Origin of the sequence: Asticcacaulis sp. (assembly GCF_047605585.1) — a bacterium.
Classification (GTDB): domain Bacteria; phylum Pseudomonadota; class Alphaproteobacteria; order Caulobacterales; family Caulobacteraceae; genus Asticcacaulis.
The window spans coordinates 107697-127765 of the sequence record NZ_JASGFK010000005.1 but is presented as its reverse complement, the minus strand read 5'-3'; the positions used below and the strand labels follow the sequence as shown (position 1 = coordinate 127765).

General features: G+C 60.3%; 21 protein-coding genes and 1 tRNA gene. 11 read left to right on the top strand and 11 right to left on the bottom strand.

The features are described from left to right. Positions 1-102: 102 nt before the first annotated feature. Both QM647_RS13770 and traA read right to left on the bottom strand, forming a co-directional pair. On the bottom strand, positions 103-624 hold the full coding sequence (locus QM647_RS13770) for a hypothetical protein (RefSeq protein ID WP_414996107.1): 522 nt from the start codon (positions 622-624) through the stop codon (positions 103-105). Between the two features lie 13 nt (positions 625-637). Continuing rightward, the gene (gene traA, locus QM647_RS13765; RefSeq protein WP_414996106.1) at positions 638-3565 is read right to left on the bottom strand and encodes a Ti-type conjugative transfer relaxase TraA; all 2928 of its coding nucleotides are present in this window, start codon (positions 3563-3565) and stop codon (positions 638-640) included. Positions 3566-3736: 171 nt separating this feature from the next. On the opposite strand from traA, the gene QM647_RS13760 reads away from it, so the two are divergent. Continuing rightward, positions 3737-4066, top strand: a complete 330-nt coding sequence (locus tag QM647_RS13760) for a conjugal transfer protein TraD (protein WP_414996105.1) — start codon at positions 3737-3739, stop codon at positions 4064-4066. Positions 4067-4079: 13 nt separating this feature from the next. Beyond that, positions 4080-4346: a conjugal transfer protein TraD gene (locus QM647_RS13755; protein ID WP_414996104.1), complete on the top strand. Its 267-nt coding sequence runs from the start codon at positions 4080-4082 to the stop codon at positions 4344-4346. Between the two features lie 684 nt (positions 4347-5030). Here QM647_RS13755 and QM647_RS13750 read toward each other — a convergent pair. Further along, the gene (locus QM647_RS13750; RefSeq protein ID WP_414996103.1) at positions 5031-5579 is read right to left on the bottom strand and encodes a hypothetical protein; all 549 of its coding nucleotides are present in this window, start codon (positions 5577-5579) and stop codon (positions 5031-5033) included. Between the two features lie 511 nt (positions 5580-6090). Here QM647_RS13750 and QM647_RS13745 point away from each other — a divergent pair. The 4 genes from QM647_RS13745 (at position 6091) to QM647_RS13730 (ending at position 8378) form a co-directional block, all read left to right on the top strand. After that, complete coding sequence (locus QM647_RS13745) at positions 6091-6675, top strand: sigma factor-like helix-turn-helix DNA-binding protein (protein WP_414996102.1); 585 nt, start codon at positions 6091-6093, stop codon at positions 6673-6675. Positions 6676-6761: 86 nt separating this feature from the next. Further along, complete coding sequence (locus tag QM647_RS13740; RefSeq protein ID WP_414996101.1) at positions 6762-7679, top strand: HEPN domain-containing protein; 918 nt, start codon at positions 6762-6764, stop codon at positions 7677-7679. Between the two features lie 241 nt (positions 7680-7920). Further along, positions 7921-8121 carry a helix-turn-helix transcriptional regulator gene (locus tag QM647_RS13735; RefSeq protein ID WP_414996100.1) on the top strand — a complete coding sequence of 67 codons (201 nt, stop codon included), beginning with the start codon at positions 7921-7923 and terminating at the stop codon, positions 8119-8121. Positions 8122-8147: 26 nt separating this feature from the next. Continuing rightward, positions 8148-8378 (top strand): helix-turn-helix domain-containing protein, encoded by a 231-nt coding sequence (locus tag QM647_RS13730; protein WP_414996099.1) that lies wholly within the window; start codon positions 8148-8150, stop codon positions 8376-8378. 54 nt (positions 8379-8432) lie between these two features. On the opposite strand, the gene QM647_RS13725 is transcribed toward QM647_RS13730, so the two are convergent. From QM647_RS13725 to hemC, 6 genes are all read right to left on the bottom strand, one after another. Continuing rightward, positions 8433-9626 (bottom strand): tyrosine-type recombinase/integrase, encoded by a 1194-nt coding sequence (locus tag QM647_RS13725; RefSeq protein ID WP_414996098.1) that lies wholly within the window; start codon positions 9624-9626, stop codon positions 8433-8435. 163 nt (positions 9627-9789) lie between these two features. Further along, a tRNA-Thr gene (locus QM647_RS13720) sits at positions 9790-9865 on the bottom strand. Positions 9866-9947: 82 nt separating this feature from the next. Then, complete coding sequence (locus QM647_RS13715; RefSeq protein ID WP_414996097.1) at positions 9948-11498, bottom strand: heme biosynthesis protein HemY; 1551 nt, start codon at positions 11496-11498, stop codon at positions 9948-9950. Then, positions 11495-12436, bottom strand: a complete 942-nt coding sequence (locus QM647_RS13710; protein WP_414996096.1) for a COG4223 family protein — start codon at positions 12434-12436, stop codon at positions 11495-11497. Before QM647_RS13710 ends, QM647_RS13715 begins: the two co-directional genes overlap by 4 nt. Position 12437: 1 nt before the next feature. Beyond that, on the bottom strand, positions 12438-13166 hold the full coding sequence (locus tag QM647_RS13705) for a uroporphyrinogen-III synthase (RefSeq protein WP_414996095.1): 729 nt from the start codon (positions 13164-13166) through the stop codon (positions 12438-12440). 4 nt (positions 13167-13170) lie between these two features. After that, positions 13171-14112, bottom strand: a complete 942-nt coding sequence (hemC, locus tag QM647_RS13700) for a hydroxymethylbilane synthase (RefSeq protein WP_414996094.1) — start codon at positions 14110-14112, stop codon at positions 13171-13173. An 80-nt stretch (positions 14113-14192) separates the two neighbouring features. Between hemC and tsaD the strand changes: the two genes are divergently transcribed. The 4 genes from tsaD (at position 14193) to QM647_RS13680 (ending at position 17445) form a co-directional block, all read left to right on the top strand. Further along, on the top strand, positions 14193-15302 hold the full coding sequence (gene tsaD / locus QM647_RS13695) for a tRNA (adenosine(37)-N6)-threonylcarbamoyltransferase complex transferase subunit TsaD (RefSeq protein WP_414996093.1): 1110 nt from the start codon (positions 14193-14195) through the stop codon (positions 15300-15302). Further along, complete coding sequence (locus tag QM647_RS13690; protein ID WP_414996092.1) at positions 15299-16306, top strand: NAD(P)H-dependent glycerol-3-phosphate dehydrogenase; 1008 nt, start codon at positions 15299-15301, stop codon at positions 16304-16306. Before tsaD ends, QM647_RS13690 begins: the two co-directional genes overlap by 4 nt. A gap of 19 nt (positions 16307-16325) precedes the next feature. After that, on the top strand, positions 16326-16877 hold the full coding sequence (locus tag QM647_RS13685) for a hypothetical protein (RefSeq protein ID WP_414996091.1): 552 nt from the start codon (positions 16326-16328) through the stop codon (positions 16875-16877). 175 nt (positions 16878-17052) lie between these two features. Beyond that, the gene (locus tag QM647_RS13680; RefSeq protein WP_414996090.1) at positions 17053-17445 is read left to right on the top strand and encodes a hypothetical protein; all 393 of its coding nucleotides are present in this window, start codon (positions 17053-17055) and stop codon (positions 17443-17445) included. Between the two features lie 58 nt (positions 17446-17503). Here QM647_RS13680 and QM647_RS13675 read toward each other — a convergent pair whose 3' ends face one another. After that, positions 17504-18394 (bottom strand): SDR family oxidoreductase, encoded by an 891-nt coding sequence (locus tag QM647_RS13675; RefSeq protein WP_414996089.1) that lies wholly within the window; start codon positions 18392-18394, stop codon positions 17504-17506. Between the two features lie 95 nt (positions 18395-18489). Between QM647_RS13675 and QM647_RS13670 the strand changes: the two genes are divergently transcribed. Next, complete coding sequence (locus tag QM647_RS13670; RefSeq protein ID WP_414996088.1) at positions 18490-19308, top strand: helix-turn-helix transcriptional regulator; 819 nt, start codon at positions 18490-18492, stop codon at positions 19306-19308. Here QM647_RS13670 and QM647_RS13665 read toward each other — a convergent pair whose 3' ends face one another. Beyond that, positions 19309-20046 (bottom strand): creatininase family protein, encoded by a 738-nt coding sequence (locus QM647_RS13665; protein WP_414996087.1) that lies wholly within the window; start codon positions 20044-20046, stop codon positions 19309-19311. Positions 20047-20069: the final 23 nt, after the last annotated feature.

Below are 20069 nucleotides of genomic sequence, written 5' to 3'. Positions count from 1 at the left end.
CACGGCGATTGCATATTCTGCCCGGTTCGGGTCAAGCAGGACTTTAAGCAGGTCGCGATTCAACTGGCAAGCGATTGAAGCAGATGGGCATTTTAAAAATCGTTACTTGATTGCTATCCTGTGGTTGGCAGACCGGCAACCATTCAAACCCAAAATCCAGGCCGCACTATGTTCGGGAGCCACGTGCAGCAGCCCAATTGCCAGTAACATGCCGGCCAATGTCCCGCCACTGACACCACCGATCCCGACTCGCCAAAGCCATTGCCTCTGTGAGTTTGCATCCTTTGCTCTGGAAACTAGCCCATCTATTTTCCCAGTCGCTTGCGACATAGCGCGCGCCGCCTCCAGAACAGTTTCACGGTCCAGTTTGCGCGCCTGTTTACCGGCTGCGCAGATCCGGCTTGCCAGTTCGTCGGCCGGCACTTGGATGGCCGGTCTATTGACCAGCCAGGTCATACCATCTGCTGCCTCTTTCATGTCGCGCATGATCTTACCGAGCGTCTGACTGTAGTCTGGCGTCTGGCGCTCGTTCAGCAATTGCTGCACTGCCATGCGCAACAAAGCGACTTCCTGCTTAAGGGCTTCAAACGCTTCTGCCGCCGATTGTGCCGGTTCCTCCATCATTTGCTGTTCTCCTTTACATCCCTATCCCGAGGCCGCGATCTTTCTCCTTGCCGAAGCCAATGCTGCTGGCCAGGTCATGCGACAGTTTGCGGCCACGATCCCAGTCGGGGAGGTTGTCCAGCCCCAATTGCTTGCGCCGACCGCGAAGCAAGGACTCCATCTGTGGATCACGTTCCAGCTTGTGGGCCAACTCGCGCATGTCGTCGCTGATACGCCGGGCACCGGCTCGGTCGCCGGATCGCTGTGCTGCATGTCCTTGAGACTTCATACCCGTCCACTCCTCGACAAACCGATCAGCGCGCAGCGATGGGTTGGCGCGGACCTCCGCCTCCATCTGTAGGACGCGGATCGAGCGCTGGGTTTTGCCGCTGGCGGCTTCACTCGCCATGGATGGATCGTTGATGTAAGCGGGCTCCAGGTCTTGGGACGCGTGCTTGTCAAAGGCGTTCAGTGCCGCCCGCGCTTTTTCCAGCGCGCTCCATTGATGGGGTAGGCCTGGCAGGTCCTGTTCCCGCATTCGGAGGATATCGACAGCTGCGCCGGCATGGCGGCGTATGGCCTGGTTGCGGAGGACCTCGCGTTCTGCCCGGTAATCGACAGGTGCCGGATGTGGAGCCTTGGCTCTTTGCCCGAGGTCTAAACCGTCGAACATGCTCCGCACCGGTTCGGGTAGCTTTCGAACGATCTCAATGACCCGTTCGCGGAAGCCTATACCGCGTCGTTCGGCGAAGTCCTTCGCGCCGTCATAATCCCGCGCCATGTCCTTTGACCGCTCACGCGACAGCGTGCGGTTCAGGCGGTTCAGATCCTCGAAGTCGTCCCTGCCGTAATGGAGATCTACGCTGTCGCGATGACGAGACAGGGCAACGTAAGCCGAATGCCGGTCCAGCCCCGGCGTTGCCAACACATGCACCCGGTCGATGCTGACACCCTGAGATTTGTGGATGGTCACAGCATAGCCATGGTCGAGACTGTTGTAGTCCTTCAGGTCGAACGCGACCGACCGACCATCATCCAGGCGAACCGACATCCGGTTGGGCTCAACAGCCTCCGCCGTCCCCAGCGTGCCATTCTTCACCCCACCCTGGTCATCAAGCCCGCGCTCATTCTTCAGGAACAGCACTCGATCACCGGGCGCAAAGCTCCGCTCGCCGCGCTCGACCTTGACTTCGACGTCCTCACCCAACTCGCCGCGCGCCCTCAGCCGGTCGCGTGCCAATAGGTTCAGCGCCTGAACCTCTTCATTGGTGTGCGTCAGGATCAGGCGTGAGGCCTCTGGATTATCGACCCGATCCTTATCCCATCTATCGACCATTTCTTTGCGGGCATCCTCCCGCGTCTCGGCTTCATGGACATGCCCTTTGTCATAGTAGGCATGTAGGGCTTGCGTTGTTCGACCGGTCGCTAGATGGCGCGTGGCGTCTCGCTGCCAGTCCTCATGCTGCCGGCGCACCTGGGTAATCTCGACGCCGCCATGGCGCTCGTGGATCGACCGGAAGGCTGCCCCGGCTTCGATGGCCTGAAGCTGCTCCGGATCACCAACCAGCACAACCTTGGCGCCGGCCTCGGCAGCGGCCGACAGCACGCGCTCCAACTGCCGCATCCCGATCATGCCGGCCTCATCGACCACCAGCACATCGCGTGCGGTCAGACACTCACGGCCCTTGCCCCACTGATGCTCCAGACTGGCAAGAGTGCGAGAGGTGATACCTGAGCCCGTCTCCAGATTCTCGGCTGCGATCCCCGACAGAGCTGCCCCACGAACCGTGTAGCCGGCGTCCTCCCAGGCCTCTCTCGCCACCCCCAGCATGGCACTCTTGCCGGTGCCGGCATAGCCTATGACGACGTTCAGGCTCCGTGAATCCGTAACATGGTCAAACGCGCCCTTCTGCTCGTCGGACAGGGTGAAGCCGCGCGCCTGGGATCGCCCCAGGACGATTTCTCGACTGCCCGCTGACACACGATGCTGCTCCCGCGCCTTCATCAGGTCCGCCGCGCGGTGCAGGCGCTCCTCGGCCTCGATCATGTCGCGACTGGTGAAGCGGTCCTCACCGTGCCCGTCCTTGCCCAACTCTCTCAGTTCAGGCGATTGCCGCACGGCGGTCATGACAGCATTGAACTGGTCCGCCCCGTCCGAATGGCGATGCACGAACATGGCCAGATCGCGTTTGGTGAAGGTCGCCTGGCCATGGGTAATGGCATCGAGCGCGATGTTAGGATTGGCGATAATCCGTTCGCCGTTTCTGTATGCGATGTCGTGATGCTCATCGATCCGGTCGGCTTCCAGCCCCTGATCCTGCATGCGGCGGGCGGCGGCGCCGATCTTGCTCTGTGGCTCCAGCTCGATGCCTTGATCTTCCAGACTGCGATGATCGATTTGAGCGTCGATATCGAGTTCGGTCAGGCGCTGATTGACATGATCGGCCCAGGCCTCGCGCCAGTGCTCGATCAGCTCGACACGGTTCCAGTCACGTACCTTCGGGCCGAAGCCGTCTTCGCTGACCTCGCGCATAGTCAACATGACATGGGCGTGCGGCTTGGGTTGACCATCAGCGCCGATATCCCAATGCACATTGAGATCAGCGATCATGCCGCGATCGACAAACTCGCGTTGAACAAAGTCGCGGGCGAGATCGATGCCTTGGGCCTGGTTCATCTCTCTAGGAATGGCGAACTCGACCTCGCGGGAGAGTTGGACGTCCTTGCGCTTCTCGAACGCCTCGACGGCATTCCACAGCCGCTCGCGGTCCGACCATTCCGGCGGCGCGTTGTCGGGGAGCATGACCTCGGAGTGGACGACGCCCGACTTGTTGGTGAAGTCGTGGGCCCGATCCAAGCGTTCGTCGAACAGGCGGCCGGCTGAGCGATAGGCAGCGGCAGCAACGGCGCTGGAGCCGGCTGCTCGGGAAATGACTTTCGCTGAGAAATGAAATATCGCCATGGCGACATACCAACTACGCCTAAAAGCGCACGTCGGCACGACGTATAAGCGCGCACTCCCTAGATTAAATCTCGGGATGGACCGGGCTGTCTCAATCGGTCTCGGTGACATTGCAGCTTATCGCGGCACCTTACCCTATAATGGTCTCAGGCTCAAATGACGGAGACAGAAATGCGTAAACCGAGGGACTTCGATGCGGAACTGAAGGCGCTGAACGATCGCGCCCGGACGCTGAAGGAGCGCAAAATTCGACAGCTTGGCGAATTGGTTGTCGCCACCGGCGCCGACGCCCTGGACATCGACACACTGGCGGGCGGGTTGCTCGGAATTGTGTTGGATGCCGCAAGCCAACGGAAGGAGACAATGCGCAACTCCGGTGCGGCCTTCTTTCAAGGTGGCGGACAGAAAGACGCTGGCGCAGGATCTGACACGAACCCTCCGGCGAATACAAAAGCTGACGGCCTTGCGGAACCGTTTGCACTTAAGCCAAGCCAGGACTGACACGCGAGAGTGGATGGTGAAGCGGCGCGAGCGGACACGGCATCTGATCGAACTGGGTGGCCTCGTCATCAAGGCCAGGCTGGACGAACTGACGGCGGATGACAGGACGGTTCTCTATGGTGCTTTCCTTACCCTAGCCGCCAACCTCAGAAGGCCGGAAGGCGCCGGCACGATCGAACTATGGCGGCGGACGGGCAAGCGGGCATTCGAGGCGGAAGCTGAAGCCAATGGCACAGAACCCAGGCGGCGACCACGGGTGCAACAAGGTCAACAGAACTGACACAGCCTACATAGGAAGGTGTCGGGCGTTCGAACGCGCCTCAAGCCCCGGATCTACCGAAAGGCCGGTAAATCCGCCTGACGGTAGAGGGCTTGACCCACGCCCGACCGCCCGACAAGTGGCCACCATGTCCGTAAGCGGGAGACTGCCCGCTTACGGACATGGGATGAGAATTTAAGGGCGCAGCGGTTTCTGCGAAAGGAAGCGCGAGGACGTCCAAAGAAGGATACCAAGCAAGAGAACATACATACATTTAATTGCATTGGGCACCCATATGGTAAGACTTTGAAACTGCTCAGCCCGCATACCAGATACAGTTTTTTGGATGATGTAGGCAGTGACTAGGGGGGCGCCGATTATCGCAACTCTGGTCACGATTCTGTTCAGTCGCGCTCCGATTCGATAATCTCTGGATAATAACCGCCGAATGCCGGCGAAATTTAGTATTATCAAGCAAATAAGCATCGGCATTACCGCAACCTGGAATTCTGGTGCCGCCCCAAGAAAGGCATTTACTGGGTCTGCTTGCTTAAGAATGTGGGCGGCGATTATTTTTTTGTCGACAGGGCGTGGTTCTATTCTGTGACCGTTCGAGTCGACCAGTTCAGCTCTTGAATTCATGAGCATTGTCTTTGAATCCTTTCACACGAAGAGATTTAGAAAGAATCTCGTCGGCGTTGGCAGTCATTCTGCTCCACCGAACTTGGGTCCGCGATCCTCGTAGCCAAGTTCAAGCGCATGTTTAATCAACCGCTCACCTTCTCCGGGCGCTAAATTTCCGCAAGTATCTTTAATTGTCCTGATTTCATAATAGACTTCTGGAACTCGGGTATTCGGGCCATCACTAGCTAGCGGTGCCTTAAACTCCGAACTGCCTATCTTTTCCAGTTCCGCAACCAAGGCCGGTTCATTCTTACAATCCAGTTTTGTGCCTAATCGTTCCGTTTTAAGCTTTACGAACGCCGCCGTGATATCACCTCGATCTTCCCAAAAATCGAGACCTGCTACTCCGTAGAAGCGCGCGATACAAGCGTTGTCCAAGGGGCGATCATATAGTTTATCTATCCGGTTGTATCGGTGCCCATACCTTCGATCGAAATCAGACGCCGACACAGCATACTTGTTAAAACTCAAGGGGCCCTCGCAACCTTCGTGAAGGGGCCGGTGCATGGTCACTCTTTCAATGCCGTCTCGGACGATATTTATCGGGCCGCCATCTCTCAGGCGAGCCATAAGGTGGTCGCTTGTGATGAGTCCGCACGCCACTATCCCAACTGCAAACGCCACGATTGCGACAATCAAATGAGATCCGTTCCTCATCTGCTTTGGCTCCCCTTGCAAAGGCATCTGTTTGATCAGCCCAAATCCCTTCAACCATAACCGGGGGCGCGTCTAAATATCAAGTTCCCCTTGCGGTAACTTTGCACTTGGATTACGCTCTTGGGTGGAGTTGCCACATGCAGCTCTGGGGCGTGGAAACCCCGAAGTAAGCTGGTTAGTTTGTCGTCCAAAACGATAGCACTTCCGCTATGAACCGTTCGAGATTGCCACTACAGTGTGCGGCCATGCCGTCTGCTGTCCGGCAGTCCGCGCGTTGATCATGGTGGGGGAGCCCTTGGCGTATGTCCAGGCACGTCCGTGCTAAAGGCCAGGGGGATCGGGCTTACTCGGTTTTCCAACTCCCCCGTCACCAACGCGAATGCGAGGCCGCTGTCAAAGCGCAGGCCTCGCGGAGGTCAAGGGAATGGGACTGCAATGGACGAAACCACATTGGTTCACTGAAGAGACCATGGGCCGGCAGATGTGCTGGTTCTATGCCTATATCTCGCCTCATCAGGCCGAATACATTGCCTTGGCGCGGCGGCTAAGTGATAGCATGCGGGCCGCTCGGCGTATTGTTTCCGAGGCCGAGGTAGAGCTGATCAATTGCGACCACTGGGAATATATCACCGATCCCAAACGCTACATGCTGCGCCTAGTGTTCGACATCGCCGTCCGGAGACTTGGCGACATCCAGCCGTCGATCAATCACTATGTGGCGCCGCAGCCGGTTGAAGCGCCCGAAAAGGCCCAGGCCACGGCTGATCGAGACTTGGCTCTCAATGCCTTAGACCGTGTGCCTTTGCTCTACCGTCGGGCGCTTCTCATGCGGCAGGCTAAGGGACAGACGGCGACGGAAATTGCCGACAAGTTCAAGTTGACACCGGAGAAGGCTCGTCAGCGACTGGCGCAGGCCCGTGTCATGTTCTGTAATGCACTGGATGAGGAGGCCTGTATACCGGTGCGCGCCTGCGATTTGACCGATGGCTACTTCCGCCCCGGCATCTGACAACGACAACAGGCTACAGGAATGGATTACCACCTCATTGATCCATCAGGCGAAGTGGTGCACAAAGAATCGGGAATAGAGACGCCATGAACACCGACAAACTCGATCATCTGCCGGATACGAAACGACGCGAACTGGAACGCGTCGTGAAGATCCTGTTCGACGAGTTTGAGGATGCGACCAAGACGGCGCTCTCCCCAAAGCGCAAGGCAGGGCGCATTCTCAAAGTCATTCTGTTCGGCTCTTATGCGCGCGGCGACTGGGTGGAGGATCGCCTGAGCGGCTATCGCTCGGACTATGACCTGCTGGTGGTCGTCAATGGCCAAGACTTTACCGACCTGCATACTTACTGGGACAAGGCCGATCAGCATTTCATCCGGGAACTGACGGTCACCCAGCATATCAAGACGCCGGTGAACTTCATCGTGCACAGTCTGGATGATGTGAACGAGCAACTGAGCCGGGGGCGGCCGTTTTTCTCAGATATCGCGCGCGATGGCATCGCCTTGTATGAAGCGGAAGGACACCCGTTCGCGAAGCCAAAACTGCTTACCGCCGAGGAAGTAAGAACGGAAGCAGAGGCGAACTACCGGCAATGGTCAGTGAGTGGCCAAGAGTTTATTGAGGCCGCTGAGTTTCATCTTTCTCGACATCACGGCAATAAAGCTGCCTTCAACCTGCATCAAGCCACTGAGGCATTGTACCACTGCACTTTGCTTACCCTCACGCTGTACAGTCCTAAGAGCCATCGTATTTCAGCATTGCGCTCCCAAGCTGAAGACCTCGACGAGCGTTTAAGGGGCATTTGGCCTTCCGACAGCCGACTGCACCGTCAGGCGTTTGATCGGCTGCGTCGCGCTTATGTTGAAGCACGTTACTCTGCCGAATATCAGGTCACGGATGAAGAGCTGAATTGGTTGGTCGAACGAATTATCGCCCTCCAGGAAGTCGTGAAACTGGTCTGTGACGATCACTTGTCTAGCTTGAATCCCCGGCAATCGTAGTTCTATTTGCGCTCTATGAAGTAAAAGGGCGACGACTGAGACGTGGTGGGACGATCGAACACAGAAACGTTACCTTTCTAATTCTTTCTTATTATACGCCATAGTACGCCCTCGGACGACAGGCGCGGACTCTGAAGGGCTTTTCGCCCGTTCTGGCCCCAGGGCATCTTGAATTTGCTTGGGATTTTGCTCAATTTTCTTACACGATGCCTGTGCATCTCAAAGGAAATTGGAGAAGCCCATGATGTCCCCACCGGACCGCATAATCCGCCTGAAGACCGTCTTAGATCGGACAGGTCTGAGCCGGTCGACTCTATATCGCAAGATCACCGAGGGATCATTCCCATCACAGGTCAAAATCAGCGTCCACGGCGCCGGCTGGCGAGAGTCGAGCATCAATCAATGGATTGCCGACCCGGCCGGTTGGCATCACGGAAACTGAGCCCACCTGATCGCTGAATTTGTTCCATGAAGAGCGGCGTTAGGGGAGAAGCTTCAATGCCGGTACAAACGATCGAAAAAATTGCCTATGGCATCGACGAAGCTGTCAAGGCGTCGGGCCTTGGCCGCACATTTTTGTATGAACGGATTGCCTGCGGTGATCTCAGGTCCATCAAGATTGGAAGACGGCGGCTCATACTTCACGCGGACCTCGTTGCGTTTCTAACGAACTTCAACAATGGTCTAATTCTTAATTGAGATCCACGCCACGAAGAGGGCGCCAGTTTTCTTGAGGCTACGCCACTGCGCCGCCTATTTGGGCGCTCGCAAATCATCGAGATAATCGGCCCACCATTGCGCCATTTCTACACGTTCAGCCCAATGCGCGCCGCGATGGTAAGCCGCGCGAATGGCGTCTTTGTCTTTATGTGCTAATGATCGTTCGATTGCGTCGGGCGACCATTTGTTTGATTCATTGAGCAGGGTGCTGGCCATGGCGCGAAAACCGTGGGCGGTCATTTCATCCCCGGTGAAGCCCAATCTCCGCAACGCCGCATTGACCGTATTTTCAGACATTGGATTTAGTGGTGATCGAATAGACGGAAATACGTAGCGTCCCCTGCCGGACAAGAGTTTCGCTTCCTCAAAAAGTGCCAAAGCCTGCCGACAAAGAGGAACAGCATGTTCCATCCGGGCTTTCATTTTCGCGGCAGGTATGTGCCACACATTGGAGCCCAAGTCGATTTCCGCCCATTCAGCCCGGCGAAGTTCGCCAGGGCGAACAAAGAGCAGCGCCGATAATTGTAAAGCAATGCGCGTAGAAGGATGGCCCTCGTAGCCATCAATTGCTCGCAGCATTTCACCCGCCTTGCTGGGCTCAAGGATTGCAGCGTGATGCTTTTGTTTGCGTTTGGCCAAAGCGCCACGCAAATCTCGGGTCGGATCAGATGGCGTGAGCTGATTGGCGACCGCGTAACGGAAGACCTGGCCAATGAACTGCAATGTTCTGTGCGCCTTCTCATCGTTCTTTGATGCCTCGAAAGGCCGGACTGCATCCAGAACTTCGTAGGGTTGAATTTCGGCAATAGGGCGATGTCCGAGTGACCTCTCAACAAGGCGCGTGAACCACTCGCGCTTCAGTACCGTCGCGTCGGCCAAACCGTCGCGTTTGTTCTTAGCAATGTAGGATTTTGCAACCGAACCGAATGTGTTTGCGGCACTGACCTTTGCAATGTGTTTATCGCGACGCTTCTGTTCGGCGGGGTCAACGCCGTTCGCCAGCATCCGTCGCGCATCGTCCCGACGTTCCCTGACTTGCTTCAAACCAACTTCCGGGTAGGTCCCAAGGGATAACTTTTTCTCCACCCCGGCCTTGTTGCGGAATTTCAGCTTCCAGAGGCGGCCGCCCGACGGCGTTATCAGAAGATACAGGCCTTTTTCATCCGTTAGCTTGTAAGGCTTTTCCATAGCCTTGGCGTTGCGCAGGGCAATATCCGTTAGTGCCATTTGGGGGCCTCTCATTTTTGCGTTTCGCAAAGGCCCCCACGCAAGCCCCCAAAATCACCTGAATGTAGGCGAACGGCGGCGGACACTAGCGGCCAGCTAGCGTCTAAAGTAGCAGATTTTATTGGATTTTTCAAACATTCGCGGACTTTGGCGAACGAGGTAGTGGTGCCGCTTAGGTGACTCGAACACCTGACCCCCTCATTACGAATGAGGTGCTCTACCGGCTGAGCTAAAGCGGCCCGGAAACAGCGTCGCGGCGCTGGGCGCGCGAGCAGGCGCGTTCATTACACATCTCTTGGCGGCTTGCCAAGGCCCCAAACACTATTTCTTTGTGCGTGAAGGCGTACGGCGCGGGCGGGCCGTCTTGACCTGTGGCACCTCGATCATGTCCAGATCCTGGCCGGTGATCGCCGCATCATAATCGCCGGGATCGTCGGGCAGGGGCATGGCGGTTACCTTGCCGGACGCGACCTTGCGCGCCGCCTTGATGAACGGCATGGAGGGCACGTAGCGCGATGACAGTTCAGGCACTTCCGGCAGGCCCTTTTCGCCGCGTTCATAGCGCGGATGGGCCAGGGTGGCGTTGCGGGCGAAGGTTAGGATCAGATCGCTCCAGTCCGAGGCGCTGTAGGCGAACGCCCTGCCTTCGGCATCGATATCCGACCATTCGGGTTCACCCTTGGCCAGAACGGCCTGAGCCACCCAGGTGCGGGCGGTATCGAGATCGCCCAACGCTTGAGCGCCGCGCGACATCAGGCCACAAACCCGCTTGGTCACCCGGTCCTCGGCGGTGTCTTCCGAAAGCGCTGACATGGCGGTGGTAATATCGGCTTTCACGCCACTCAGGATGGCGCGTTCGAGCTGCAGCATCCGGCTTTCACGATGGCTTTTGTTGCGGTCGATCAGGCCCTGCAGGCGGCGGGCGCGCTCCTTCGGCGTTTCGCTGGAGACGAGGTCGCGATAGGTCAGCCAGATGGCCGGATGGGGCTGCGCGGCCCAGGCGGCTTCCAGTACATCCTCGGCGCGGCCGACCTTTTTCGCACCGTTCAGCAGACGCGCGGCCAGTATGGCGGCGGGGGTGAAGGCGGGTTGCAGCTTGGCGGCGCGCTGGGCGTAATCGAGCGCCTGGTCGCGCATTTGCGCTTCTTCTGAGGTTTCCAGCCGGGCGGCGGAGGCGGCCATCAGGGCGGCCTTGGCGCGTTCGGAGAAGATCGGCGAGATCAGCTTTCGGTTCAGCGCGCTGTCGATGAGATCGAGCGCTTCGGCCCATTCGCCGGCTTCGAGCCGGGCTTCGAACAGGGTCTCGAAGGCCCACATGGCGGGCTTGGGTTGATTATAGGCCTCGCTGGCCAGCCGCACAGCCTCGGCCTTCTCGCCCTGGCCCTTCGCCAGCTGCATCAGGCCCTTGAGGCCGGCGGTTTTCAGTTCGGGCACATTGAGCATGGCCGAATAGGCGGTCTTGGTCGCCACATCGTCGCCGGCCTGTTCGGCGGCCAGGGCGGTGAGCACACGGACGAGGGCGATATTATCGCAGACATCGAGCGCCTTGGCGGCCTGGCGACGGGCCTCGGCGCCATCGCCACTGGCCACGGCCAGAAAGCCACGTGTCAGAGTCTCATCGCCCTGCTTGCGGCGGGCGGCGGCGCGGGCGCGTTCGGCGCGCTGGGGCGAGCGTGACAGCCACAGGGCGATATTCCAGAAGGTAACGGCGCAGAAGGCCATGACGCCGACAATGATAATGGCCGCCGCCGCCGAGGTATCGACGCGATAACCGAGCCAGAGCAGTGAAGCCTGTCCTGCATCATGCAGGCTGGTCATGGCGATGGCGATCAGGACGACGATGCCCAGCAGGATCAGAAGGGTGCGGGTCATAGAACGCCCCCATTGGTCGGTGCGGCCTGGGTGTTCGTCAACTGGCTGAGGCGGCTGAGGGTGGTTTCGGAAATGCGGCGGGTGGCGTCATCGACCAGCACACGGGCGCGGGCCTGTTCCAGCCAGGGGGAAAGGGCTTTTTGCGCGCTGGGCGGCAGGGTATCGATATAGGCCAGGGCGCCCTTGAGATCGCCGCTGTTAAGACGGTTTTCTGCGTTCAGCAGGGTGGCGTCAGACCCTTGCGCGCCATCGATGCGGCGGATATGGACAAAGCCGCCGAGGAAATGGCGGATATTATCCAGCACACCATGCTTGCCGTCATCGGCTTGGGCGGCGCCACTGGAACGGGCGGCAATGGCGGGGAAGGCGACGGCCAGGCTGATGGCGCTGGGCACGCCCTTTTCGGCGTAGGGGCGCAAGGATGCGGAAAGCGCCGGATCGTTCAGCGCCGGCTCGATGGCGGCCAGTTCGGACAGGAAGGGCTGCTGACCTTGGGCGGCCGTTTGCAGGCTGCGGGCGGCATAGGCCGCGGCGGTGGCTTTCGCCAGTTCGCGCTGGGCGGCTTCGACGCGATCGAGACGGGCGGACAGCTGGGCCAGGGCGCCGGGATCGGCGCTATAGACCGACTGGGCCGGGGCGGTGGCCACAGGGGTTTCGGCCGGGTGTTGCTGGTTTTGCAGGGCCAGGATCTGCGCCTGCAACTGGGCGATCTGGGCGTCCTTGTCTGTAACGGCCGGCGCGCTGGCGGCGGCCACAGGGGCCGAGACGGCCGGTTTTTTCTGATGCGTCAGACCCCAGAAGACGGCGAAAATGGCGATGAGCACGAATATGGACGGCAGGATGAAGAAGGCCAGCATCCGCGCGATATTGGTGGTTCTGGAATCGGCCCAATCCTGCGTCTCTGCGCTGGTGTCGTTGGTATTTACCGGTTCACTCATCTTATTTGTCCGTATCTAAAAGCCTCAGCATGGCGGCCTCGTCTGGCGTGGCGGCGATGCGCCGCTCCAGGCCCGCTGCCATGGCCTTGCCAAGCGTCGTTTCCAAGCCCTGCCATGCCGCTTCAGAAATACAGATAAAGCAGAGCTTGGGGAAGTGCAGTTTATCATAATGGGCGAGCAGAACGTCCGCCACCGCGCGGCCACCCCTGGGCGAATGGATCAGGATATGTCGCAGGCGCGCCAGATCGGCCGGCGACAGCGGTGGCCTGATGGCTTGCGTTTCGTAAACCGCCACCTCGCTGACTTGGAAACCGTCAGCGCGCAGGGTTTCGCAAAGGTCACCGGCAGGCTCGCGTGGCGCGGCATGGAGCAGACGGCTGTGGCGGTCGCTGTCGCGGCGGATCAAGTCGATCAGGTCGCCGACATTGCCATCGGCACTGATGACCGTCTGGAAGCCGTGCTGTTGCGCGGCGGCGGCCGTGGCTTCGCCCACGCACCAGGCGGTTAACGCCCGGCGGCTGCACAGGCTGGAAAAAGCCTCGACCCCATTGCGGCTGGTAAAGATCACGGCGTCAAAACTATGCGGATCGATGACCGGTTTCAGCGGCGCCACGCGCAGGACGGGGGCGATCAGCGCCTCATAGCCCAGGGCTTCCACCGCGCGTGCCGTCTTTTGCGCGCCCGCCGCCGTTCGGGTGATCCAGACGAGGGGGAGCGCGGACGACGACATGGTTCTAGCCGCCGTACTGGATCAGGTCAGGACCGGCCTCGGTCTTGATCTCGACGCCGAGGCGCAGGCCCAGATTGCGGGCGCTCAGGGCGTCCGGCTGCGGCAGGGTTTCGCGCCGCTGCCAGCGGGTCTTGCCATCGGCGCTCAAGGCTTCGACGAACAGCGACAGGGTGTCGCCCTCAATGGTCGCATAGGCGCCGACAGCGGTGCGGCAGGAGGCTTCGAGCGCCTCCAGTGCGCCGCGTTCGGCCTGGACGGCGAGGAAGGTCGGTTCGTGATGCAGTTTGCGCATCCAGTCGGCGCCGAGGTCTTCGCTGCGGCATTGCACGGCCAGCGCGCCCTGTCCCGGGGCGGAGGCATGAATGTCGGCATCGATAAAGGAGCGGATATGGTGCGACAGGCCCATACGGTTCAGCCCGGCCGCAGCCAGCAGCATGGCGTCGCACTCACCGGCGGCCAGCTTGGCCAGGCGGGTGTCGACATTGCCACGGATCATGACGATATCGAGATCAGGCCTCAGGCTGAGCATCTGCGCCTGGCGCCGCAGGCTGGCCGTGCCCAGACGGGCGCCGGCGGGCATATCTTCGACACGTGCGTACTTGAGGCTGATAAAGGCGTCGCGCGGGTCTTCGCGCAGCGGAATGACGCAGATCGACAGGCCGGGGATTTCAGCGGCCGGCATGTCCTTCAGCGAATGGACGGCGACATCGATATCGCCACGCAACAGGGCGTCCTCGATTTCCTTGGTGAAGAGCTGCTTGCCGCCCGCCTCGATCAGGCGGCGGTCCTGGATGCGGTCGCCCTGGGTGGTGATGATGGTCAGGGGGGCGATGTCATCCGCCTGTGCCGGATCAAAGCCCATGGCGGCCACAATCTGCCGCTGTACCCAGCCGCATTGGGTCAGGGCCAGTTTCGATCCGCGTGTACCGATTTTCAGCTTGCTCATGGGCCTTCACTAGCACTTTGTCATGCAGGATCAATGCAAAACACTTGACGTGCGACTATATGACGGGGTGTAGAAACCTAATGACGCAGACCCTCACCGTTCTAGGCATTGAATCGAGTTGTGACGAAACCGCCGTGGCCGTGGTGCGTCGCGACGGCACCGGCACGCAGGTGCTGTCGTCGGTGATCCATTCACAGGTGATGCAGCACAAGGCCTTTGGCGGCGTGGTGCCGGAAATTGCCGCGCGCAGCCATGTCGAAACCATAGATGATCTGGCGCGGCAGGCGCTGGCTGAGGCCGGCGATCCGACGCTCGATCTCGTGGCCGCCACCTCCGGGCCGGGGCTGATCGGCGGCGTGATGGTGGGCTTAAGCTTCGCTAAGGGCTTTGCCCTGGCGCGCGACCTGCCGCTGATCGGTATCAACCATCTGGAGGGCCATGCGCTTTCCGCCCGCCTGACGGAAGATGTGCAGTTCCCGTTTTTGCTGCTGCTGATTTCCGGCGGACATTGCCAGCTCTTGAGTGTGAAAGGCGTCGGTGATTACGAACGTCTGGGCACCACGATCGATGATGCGGCGGGCGAGGCCTTCGACAAGATCGCCAAGGTGCTGGGCTTGGGCTATCCCGGTGGGCCGGCGCTGGAGACCTGCGCGAAAACCGGCGACGCCAGCCGCTTTACCCTGCCGCGCGCCCTGCTGGGTCGCAAGGACTGCGACTTTTCTTTCTCAGGTCTCAAGACGGCCGCCGCCATGATCGCCCACGCCGAGGTCAAGACCAAACAGGACCGCGCCGATCTCTGCGCCGGGGTGCAGGCGGCGATTGCCCGGCAACTGGTCGAGCGCTCCGATCGCGCCATGAAGTTATTCAAAGAACAAAACAGTGTGACCCAACCGGCCTTTGTGGTGGCCGGCGGCGTGGCGGCCAATCAGGCCCTGCGCACGGCCCTGACCGCCACGGCGGAAAAGAATGGCTTCACACTCAAGGCGCCGCCGCTGAAATACTGCACGGATAATGCCGCCATGATCGCCCTGGCGGGGCTTGAACATTATGAAAAGCTGGGCAAGGGTGCGCTCCCCGATCCGGTATCGGGCATGAGCACCATTGCGCGGCCGCGCTGGCCGCTCGATGAAGTCAGCGCCGCCAATGCGCCGATCCATAAATATTCCGGCCGCAAGGGAGCCAAGGCGTGACGGTTCAGACATTCAGCAAGGTCGGCGTGATCGGCGCCGGCGCCTGGGGCACGGCCCTGGCGCAGGTGGCGACGCTCGGCGGCAATACGGTCGTGCTCCACGCCCGTGAAGCCGAGGTGGCCAAGGCGATCAACGACGCCCGTGAAAACGCCGTCTATCTTGGCGGGGTGACGCTGTCCGACGCCATCACCGCCACCAGCGATTTCGCCGATCTGGCCGCCTGCGATCTGATCCTGGCTGTGCCGCCGGCCCAGTTCATGCGTTCCACCTTGACGGCCTTCAAGCCCTATGTGCGCGATGGGCTGCCGGTGGTGCTGTGCGCCAAGGGGGTCGAGCGCGGCACCGATGCGCTCATGACCGAGGTGCTGGCGGAAGTCCTGCCGCAAGCCGTGCCGGGGGTGCTGGCCGGGCCAAATTTTGCCAAGGAAGTCGCCATGGGCCTGCCGTCGGCCGTGACCCTGGCCTGCGCGGATGAAGCCCTGGGTGCGCGCATCGCCGCCACCCTGGCCGGGCCGACCTTCCGCCCCTATCAATCGACCGACCTGATCGGCGCCGAGGCCGGCGGGGCGATCAAGAACGTTATCGCCATCGCCTGCGGTATCGCCGAGGGGCGTGGACTGGGGCGCAATGCCCATGCCGCCCTGATTACCCGCGGCTTCGCCGAAATGTCGCGCATGGCGATTGCACTCGGGGCACAGTTCGAAACCATGTCCGGCCTGTGTGGGCTGGGTGATCTGGTGCTGACCTGCTCGTCGCCGCAATCGCGCAATATGAGTGTCGGCCTGGCGCTGGGGCAGGGCCAGACCCTGGCGCAGTTCCTGGAAGGCAAGGTGTCGGTGGCGGAGGGCGTCCAGTCGGCACCAGCCGTGGTCGATCTCGGCCGCAAGCACGGGGTTGAACTGCCGATCTGCGAGGCGGTCAATGCTGTTCTGATCGGAGAGATGGACGTGTCCCGCGCCATCGAGGCCCTGCTGTCTCGGCCGCTGAAAAGCGAGCGGGTCTAAACTTCATAAGGGGGGGGAGATGCTGCGAAGGGCGCTTCTTGGTTTTCTGAGTATAGGCAGCTTTTTATTCTTGGGTAAGAAGCGCGCGTTGGCTTTGGAAACGGCTGCCTCGAATGATCTTCTGGATCAAGGGGACGCCTTGCTGGCCAACGGTGAATCCTGGCTGGGGTTAAAGATAGTGGGCTATCAATTTCCGAACGAGATCCGCGACGCTTATGATTCGAATTGGCTGATGGTTTTGGGTCATGCCGGAATTGATGGAAGGTCGTGGAGTTTTACGGACCCCTGTCTTCTGACCACGGAAGTAGAGGCTTTGGCTGACTGGCTTGTTGCCGTGGCGTCTGGCGCTGCTTCAAGCCAGGACTGTGGATTTATTGAGCCCAATCTCTATTTCAAACGAAGTAGCCCAAACACTATTCATGTAAGTTTTTCACTGGAATCCAGACCGCCGTGGGCGGAAAAGGGTGATTTTGAGACTGAATATGGTTTTGAAGTGCCGGTGGGGCCATCTTTTTTGACGATGGCGGAGAGGCTGCGTCATCAGTTGGAAGTTTTTCCGAAGCGTGGCTAAGGTTGGTCTAGTTTTCTGATTAATCGTATACGATCACAAAATGTTGCAATGCGATATTTGTTGATGACAGCGCTGTCATTGTGGTGCAGCCTGGGTTTGTCACGGACCGCCCTCTCCCCCTCTCTTAGGGCCGTGACGATCCAGAAACCGTCATTCAACTTTGTGAGTGTGTCCCATGATGAAATCCATCACCCTTTTCGCCGGCGCCGCCCTGCTGGCTGTTTCCGCTGCCGCCACGCCGAGCTTTGCCGGCAGCTTCACCAGCCCGTCTTCGCATAGCTGCACCACCGCCCAGGAAGAAGCCATCGGCAAGCAGATCGCCGATGCGGCCGCCGACAAGGTGCGCGGCAGCGCCCCGGCCCAGAGCAAGCGCCTGATCAAGATCGAGGCCTGCAAGGTTAATGACGGCGCGATCAGCACCTATTTCACCTACAACTACGTTTCGAACAACACCGCCTATGCCGTTGACGGCAAGGCGCACATCGATGCGACCGGCGCCGTGGAACTGGCCCAGATTGCCAAGCCGGGCATCGTGTTTGCCTCGATCGACAGCAACTACGTGGAATAGGCGTTTCACGGTTGCCAGAAGAAGAGGGCACTGGTCAGGCGGCCAGTGCCCTTTTTGTTTAGCTGAAGTAAGAGGCGGCGAGATCGCTCAGCAGGTCGGGTTGCGTCGGCGCCCAGCCCAGCGTTTCGCGGGTCCAGTCGCTGGAGGTCGGGTTGTTCATCATGGCGAAGTGATGGAACCAGCCGAAGTGTGCGGCGGCCGCTTCTTGCGACAGGCTGACCACAGGCACATCGAGATGCTTGCCGATGACCGTTGCGATATCGCGGAACGGTGTGCCGCTGTTTTCCGCCGCGTGATAACGGGCGTCCTTGGCGTTGCGTTCCAAGGCCAGGCGGTAGAGTCGCGCGGCGTCGAGGCGATGGACGCCGGGCCAGACATTGCCGCCATCGCCGACATAGGCGGCCACGCCTTTTTCCTTCGCCAGGCCGATCAGGATCGGCACGAAGCCATGATCGCCGGCGCCATGCACGCTGGGTGACAGGCGTACCACCGAAACATTGACGCCCTTGGCGGCGGCGGCTTCGGCGGCCTGTTCCGAGGCGATGCGCGGCATGGACGTGCGCACATCGGCGACCCGGACATCTTCCGTGCCACGACCGGCCGAAGCGACCACGCCGGTGCCTGAGGTGATGACAAACGGCTTTTCGCTGCCCGTCAGCACATCGGCCATGGCGGTGATGGCGCGACGGTCGATCTCGCAATTCTCGGCGAACCTGGTGAAGTCGTGGATGAAGGCGGTATGGATCACGCCATCAGCCGATTTCGCGCCCTCAACCAAGCTGTCGATATCCTGCACATCGCCGCGCAGCACCTCTGCCCCCATGGCAGCTACTTTGGCGGCGGAGTCGTCCGAGCGCGCCAGGCCCAGCACAGAATGGCCGTTGCGCAAAAGCTCCTGCGTCACCACCGAACCCACCCAGCCGGACGCACCGGTTACAAATACTCTCATCTTCAAATCTCCAATGAAACTGGACAGGAGGTGATATGACGCGTAAATTATCCGGGTAAAAGACGGGATTTTATACAGGTATAATGATTAACAGCATGGCTGATGATAATGCCCTGGGCGCCTTTCTGAAAGATCGCCGCGCGCGGCTCGATCCGACCGCTTTCGGCATTCCGCTGACGCGCCGGCGCACGCCGGGTCTCAGGCGCGAGGAGGTGGCGCAGCGCGCCCATGTCAGCGCCACCTGGTATACCTGGCTGGAGCAGGGGCGCGGCGGGGCGGCTTCGGCCGATGTGCTGACGCGGATTTCGCGTGCCCTGATGCTGACCGAGGCCGAGCACGAGCATCTCTTCCTGCTGGGGCTGGGGCGTCCGCCGGAAGTGCATTATCGCACGCCGGAGAGCATCAGTCCGCGCCTGCAGGGCATCTTGGACGCCCTGCCTTACAGCGCCGCCTATATCAAGACGCCGACCTGGGACATTGTCGGCTGGAACCGGGCCGCGACGAAAATTCTGGCCGATTATGGCGCCATGCCGGCGGACAAGCGCAATATCCTGCGGCTGATGTTCGGGTCTGACCATGTGCGGCGTCGGCAGGCCGACTGGCCGGGGATCGCGCGCTTTGTTGTCGCCACCTTCCGCGCCGATGTGGTGCGCGCCGGGGCGGCGGACGAGGTGCAGGGCTTTCTCGACGAGCTGTGCGCGATGAGCGAAGAGTTTGCGGGCTACTGGCGCGAAAACAATGTGCAGAGCGGTTTTGGCGATCACCCCAAGCGGATCAATCACCCCGATCTGGGCTGGATCGCGCTCGACTATTGCGCCTTCGCGGTCGATGGCCGCCCTGACCTGCAACTGGTCATCTATAATCCCTCGACACCGGAAGATGTGGCGAAGGTGAAGGCGCTGCTGGAGGCCTGATTATTCGGCGTCGAATTTCGCCACGTCGTCGAGCAGGCCCTTAACCGCGGCAGCAATGATCTGCTCGCCCTGTTCGATCGTCGCCAGCGAGGAATCCGAGCCGATGCGGCCGTCGGGGAAGCGGTCGCGGTAATCCAGCGCGTCGCGGATCGGGCCGGTGGCGGCGATCTGCGGTTCCATCGCCGCCGACTTCACGAAGTCAGGATAGGCGGCGAAGGTGACGGCGATCTCGGATGGCGTGGCGTGGCTGCCGTGCCCTTGCGGATACAGCCGGGCGCACAGGCTGGCAATGCCCGGCAAATCCCACCAGTTGCGCAGTTTCAGGATGAAGGGGCAGGGCTCGGCCGCAAAAGAATAGTGCGAATAGATCTGCGAAAAGGTGGCTTCGATGGTGGCGATATTGCCGCCATGGCCATTGAGGAAATAGATGCGGTCGAAGCCATGCCGGGCCAGCGAATCCACCCAGTCCTCGATGGCGGCCATGAAGGTGGTGGGGCGCAAGGATATGGTGCCGGAAAAGCCGAGGTGATGCTGCGCCATGCCGATATTGAAGGTGGGGGCGATCAGGAGATCGCCTTCCTTTTCGGCGGCATGGGCGATGATTTCCGGGCACAGCCAGTCGGTGCCGAGCAGGCCCATCGGCCCGTGCTGCTCATTGGAACCGATGGGAATGATGACGGTGCGAGAGGCTTTCAGGCGCGTGTCGATCTCTTTCCAGGTGGACATATGCAGCAGCATGGCGAACTCCGAAGTCTCAACTA

Coding starts and splice junctions, on each gene's coding strand:
- QM647_RS13770 (WP_414996107.1), bottom strand. CDS start 624: ATGATGGAGGAACCGGCACAATCGGCGGCAGAAGCGTTTGAAGCCCTT.
- traA (WP_414996106.1), bottom strand. CDS start 3,565: ATGGCGATATTTCATTTCTCAGCGAAAGTCATTTCCCGAGCAGCCGGC.
- QM647_RS13760 (WP_414996105.1), top strand. CDS start 3,737: ATGCGTAAACCGAGGGACTTCGATGCGGAACTGAAGGCGCTGAACGAT.
- QM647_RS13755 (WP_414996104.1), top strand. CDS start 4,080: ATGGTGAAGCGGCGCGAGCGGACACGGCATCTGATCGAACTGGGTGGC.
- QM647_RS13750 (WP_414996103.1), bottom strand. CDS start 5,579: ATGGCTCGCCTGAGAGATGGCGGCCCGATAAATATCGTCCGAGACGGC.
- QM647_RS13745 (WP_414996102.1), top strand. CDS start 6,091: ATGGGACTGCAATGGACGAAACCACATTGGTTCACTGAAGAGACCATG.
- QM647_RS13740 (WP_414996101.1), top strand. CDS start 6,762: ATGAACACCGACAAACTCGATCATCTGCCGGATACGAAACGACGCGAA.
- QM647_RS13735 (WP_414996100.1), top strand. CDS start 7,921: ATGATGTCCCCACCGGACCGCATAATCCGCCTGAAGACCGTCTTAGAT.
- QM647_RS13730 (WP_414996099.1), top strand. CDS start 8,148: ATGAAGAGCGGCGTTAGGGGAGAAGCTTCAATGCCGGTACAAACGATC.
- QM647_RS13725 (WP_414996098.1), bottom strand. CDS start 9,626: ATGGCACTAACGGATATTGCCCTGCGCAACGCCAAGGCTATGGAAAAG.
- QM647_RS13715 (WP_414996097.1), bottom strand. CDS start 11,498: ATGACCCGCACCCTTCTGATCCTGCTGGGCATCGTCGTCCTGATCGCC.
- QM647_RS13710 (WP_414996096.1), bottom strand. CDS start 12,436: ATGAGTGAACCGGTAAATACCAACGACACCAGCGCAGAGACGCAGGAT.
- QM647_RS13705 (WP_414996095.1), bottom strand. CDS start 13,166: ATGTCGTCGTCCGCGCTCCCCCTCGTCTGGATCACCCGAACGGCGGCG.
- hemC (WP_414996094.1), bottom strand. CDS start 14,112: ATGAGCAAGCTGAAAATCGGTACACGCGGATCGAAACTGGCCCTGACC.
- tsaD (WP_414996093.1), top strand. CDS start 14,193: ATGACGCAGACCCTCACCGTTCTAGGCATTGAATCGAGTTGTGACGAA.
- QM647_RS13685 (WP_414996091.1), top strand. CDS start 16,326: ATGCTGCGAAGGGCGCTTCTTGGTTTTCTGAGTATAGGCAGCTTTTTA.
- QM647_RS13680 (WP_414996090.1), top strand. CDS start 17,053: ATGATGAAATCCATCACCCTTTTCGCCGGCGCCGCCCTGCTGGCTGTT.
- QM647_RS13675 (WP_414996089.1), bottom strand. CDS start 18,394: ATGAGAGTATTTGTAACCGGTGCGTCCGGCTGGGTGGGTTCGGTGGTG.
- QM647_RS13670 (WP_414996088.1), top strand. CDS start 18,490: ATGGCTGATGATAATGCCCTGGGCGCCTTTCTGAAAGATCGCCGCGCG.
- QM647_RS13665 (WP_414996087.1), bottom strand. CDS start 20,046: ATGCTGCTGCATATGTCCACCTGGAAAGAGATCGACACGCGCCTGAAA.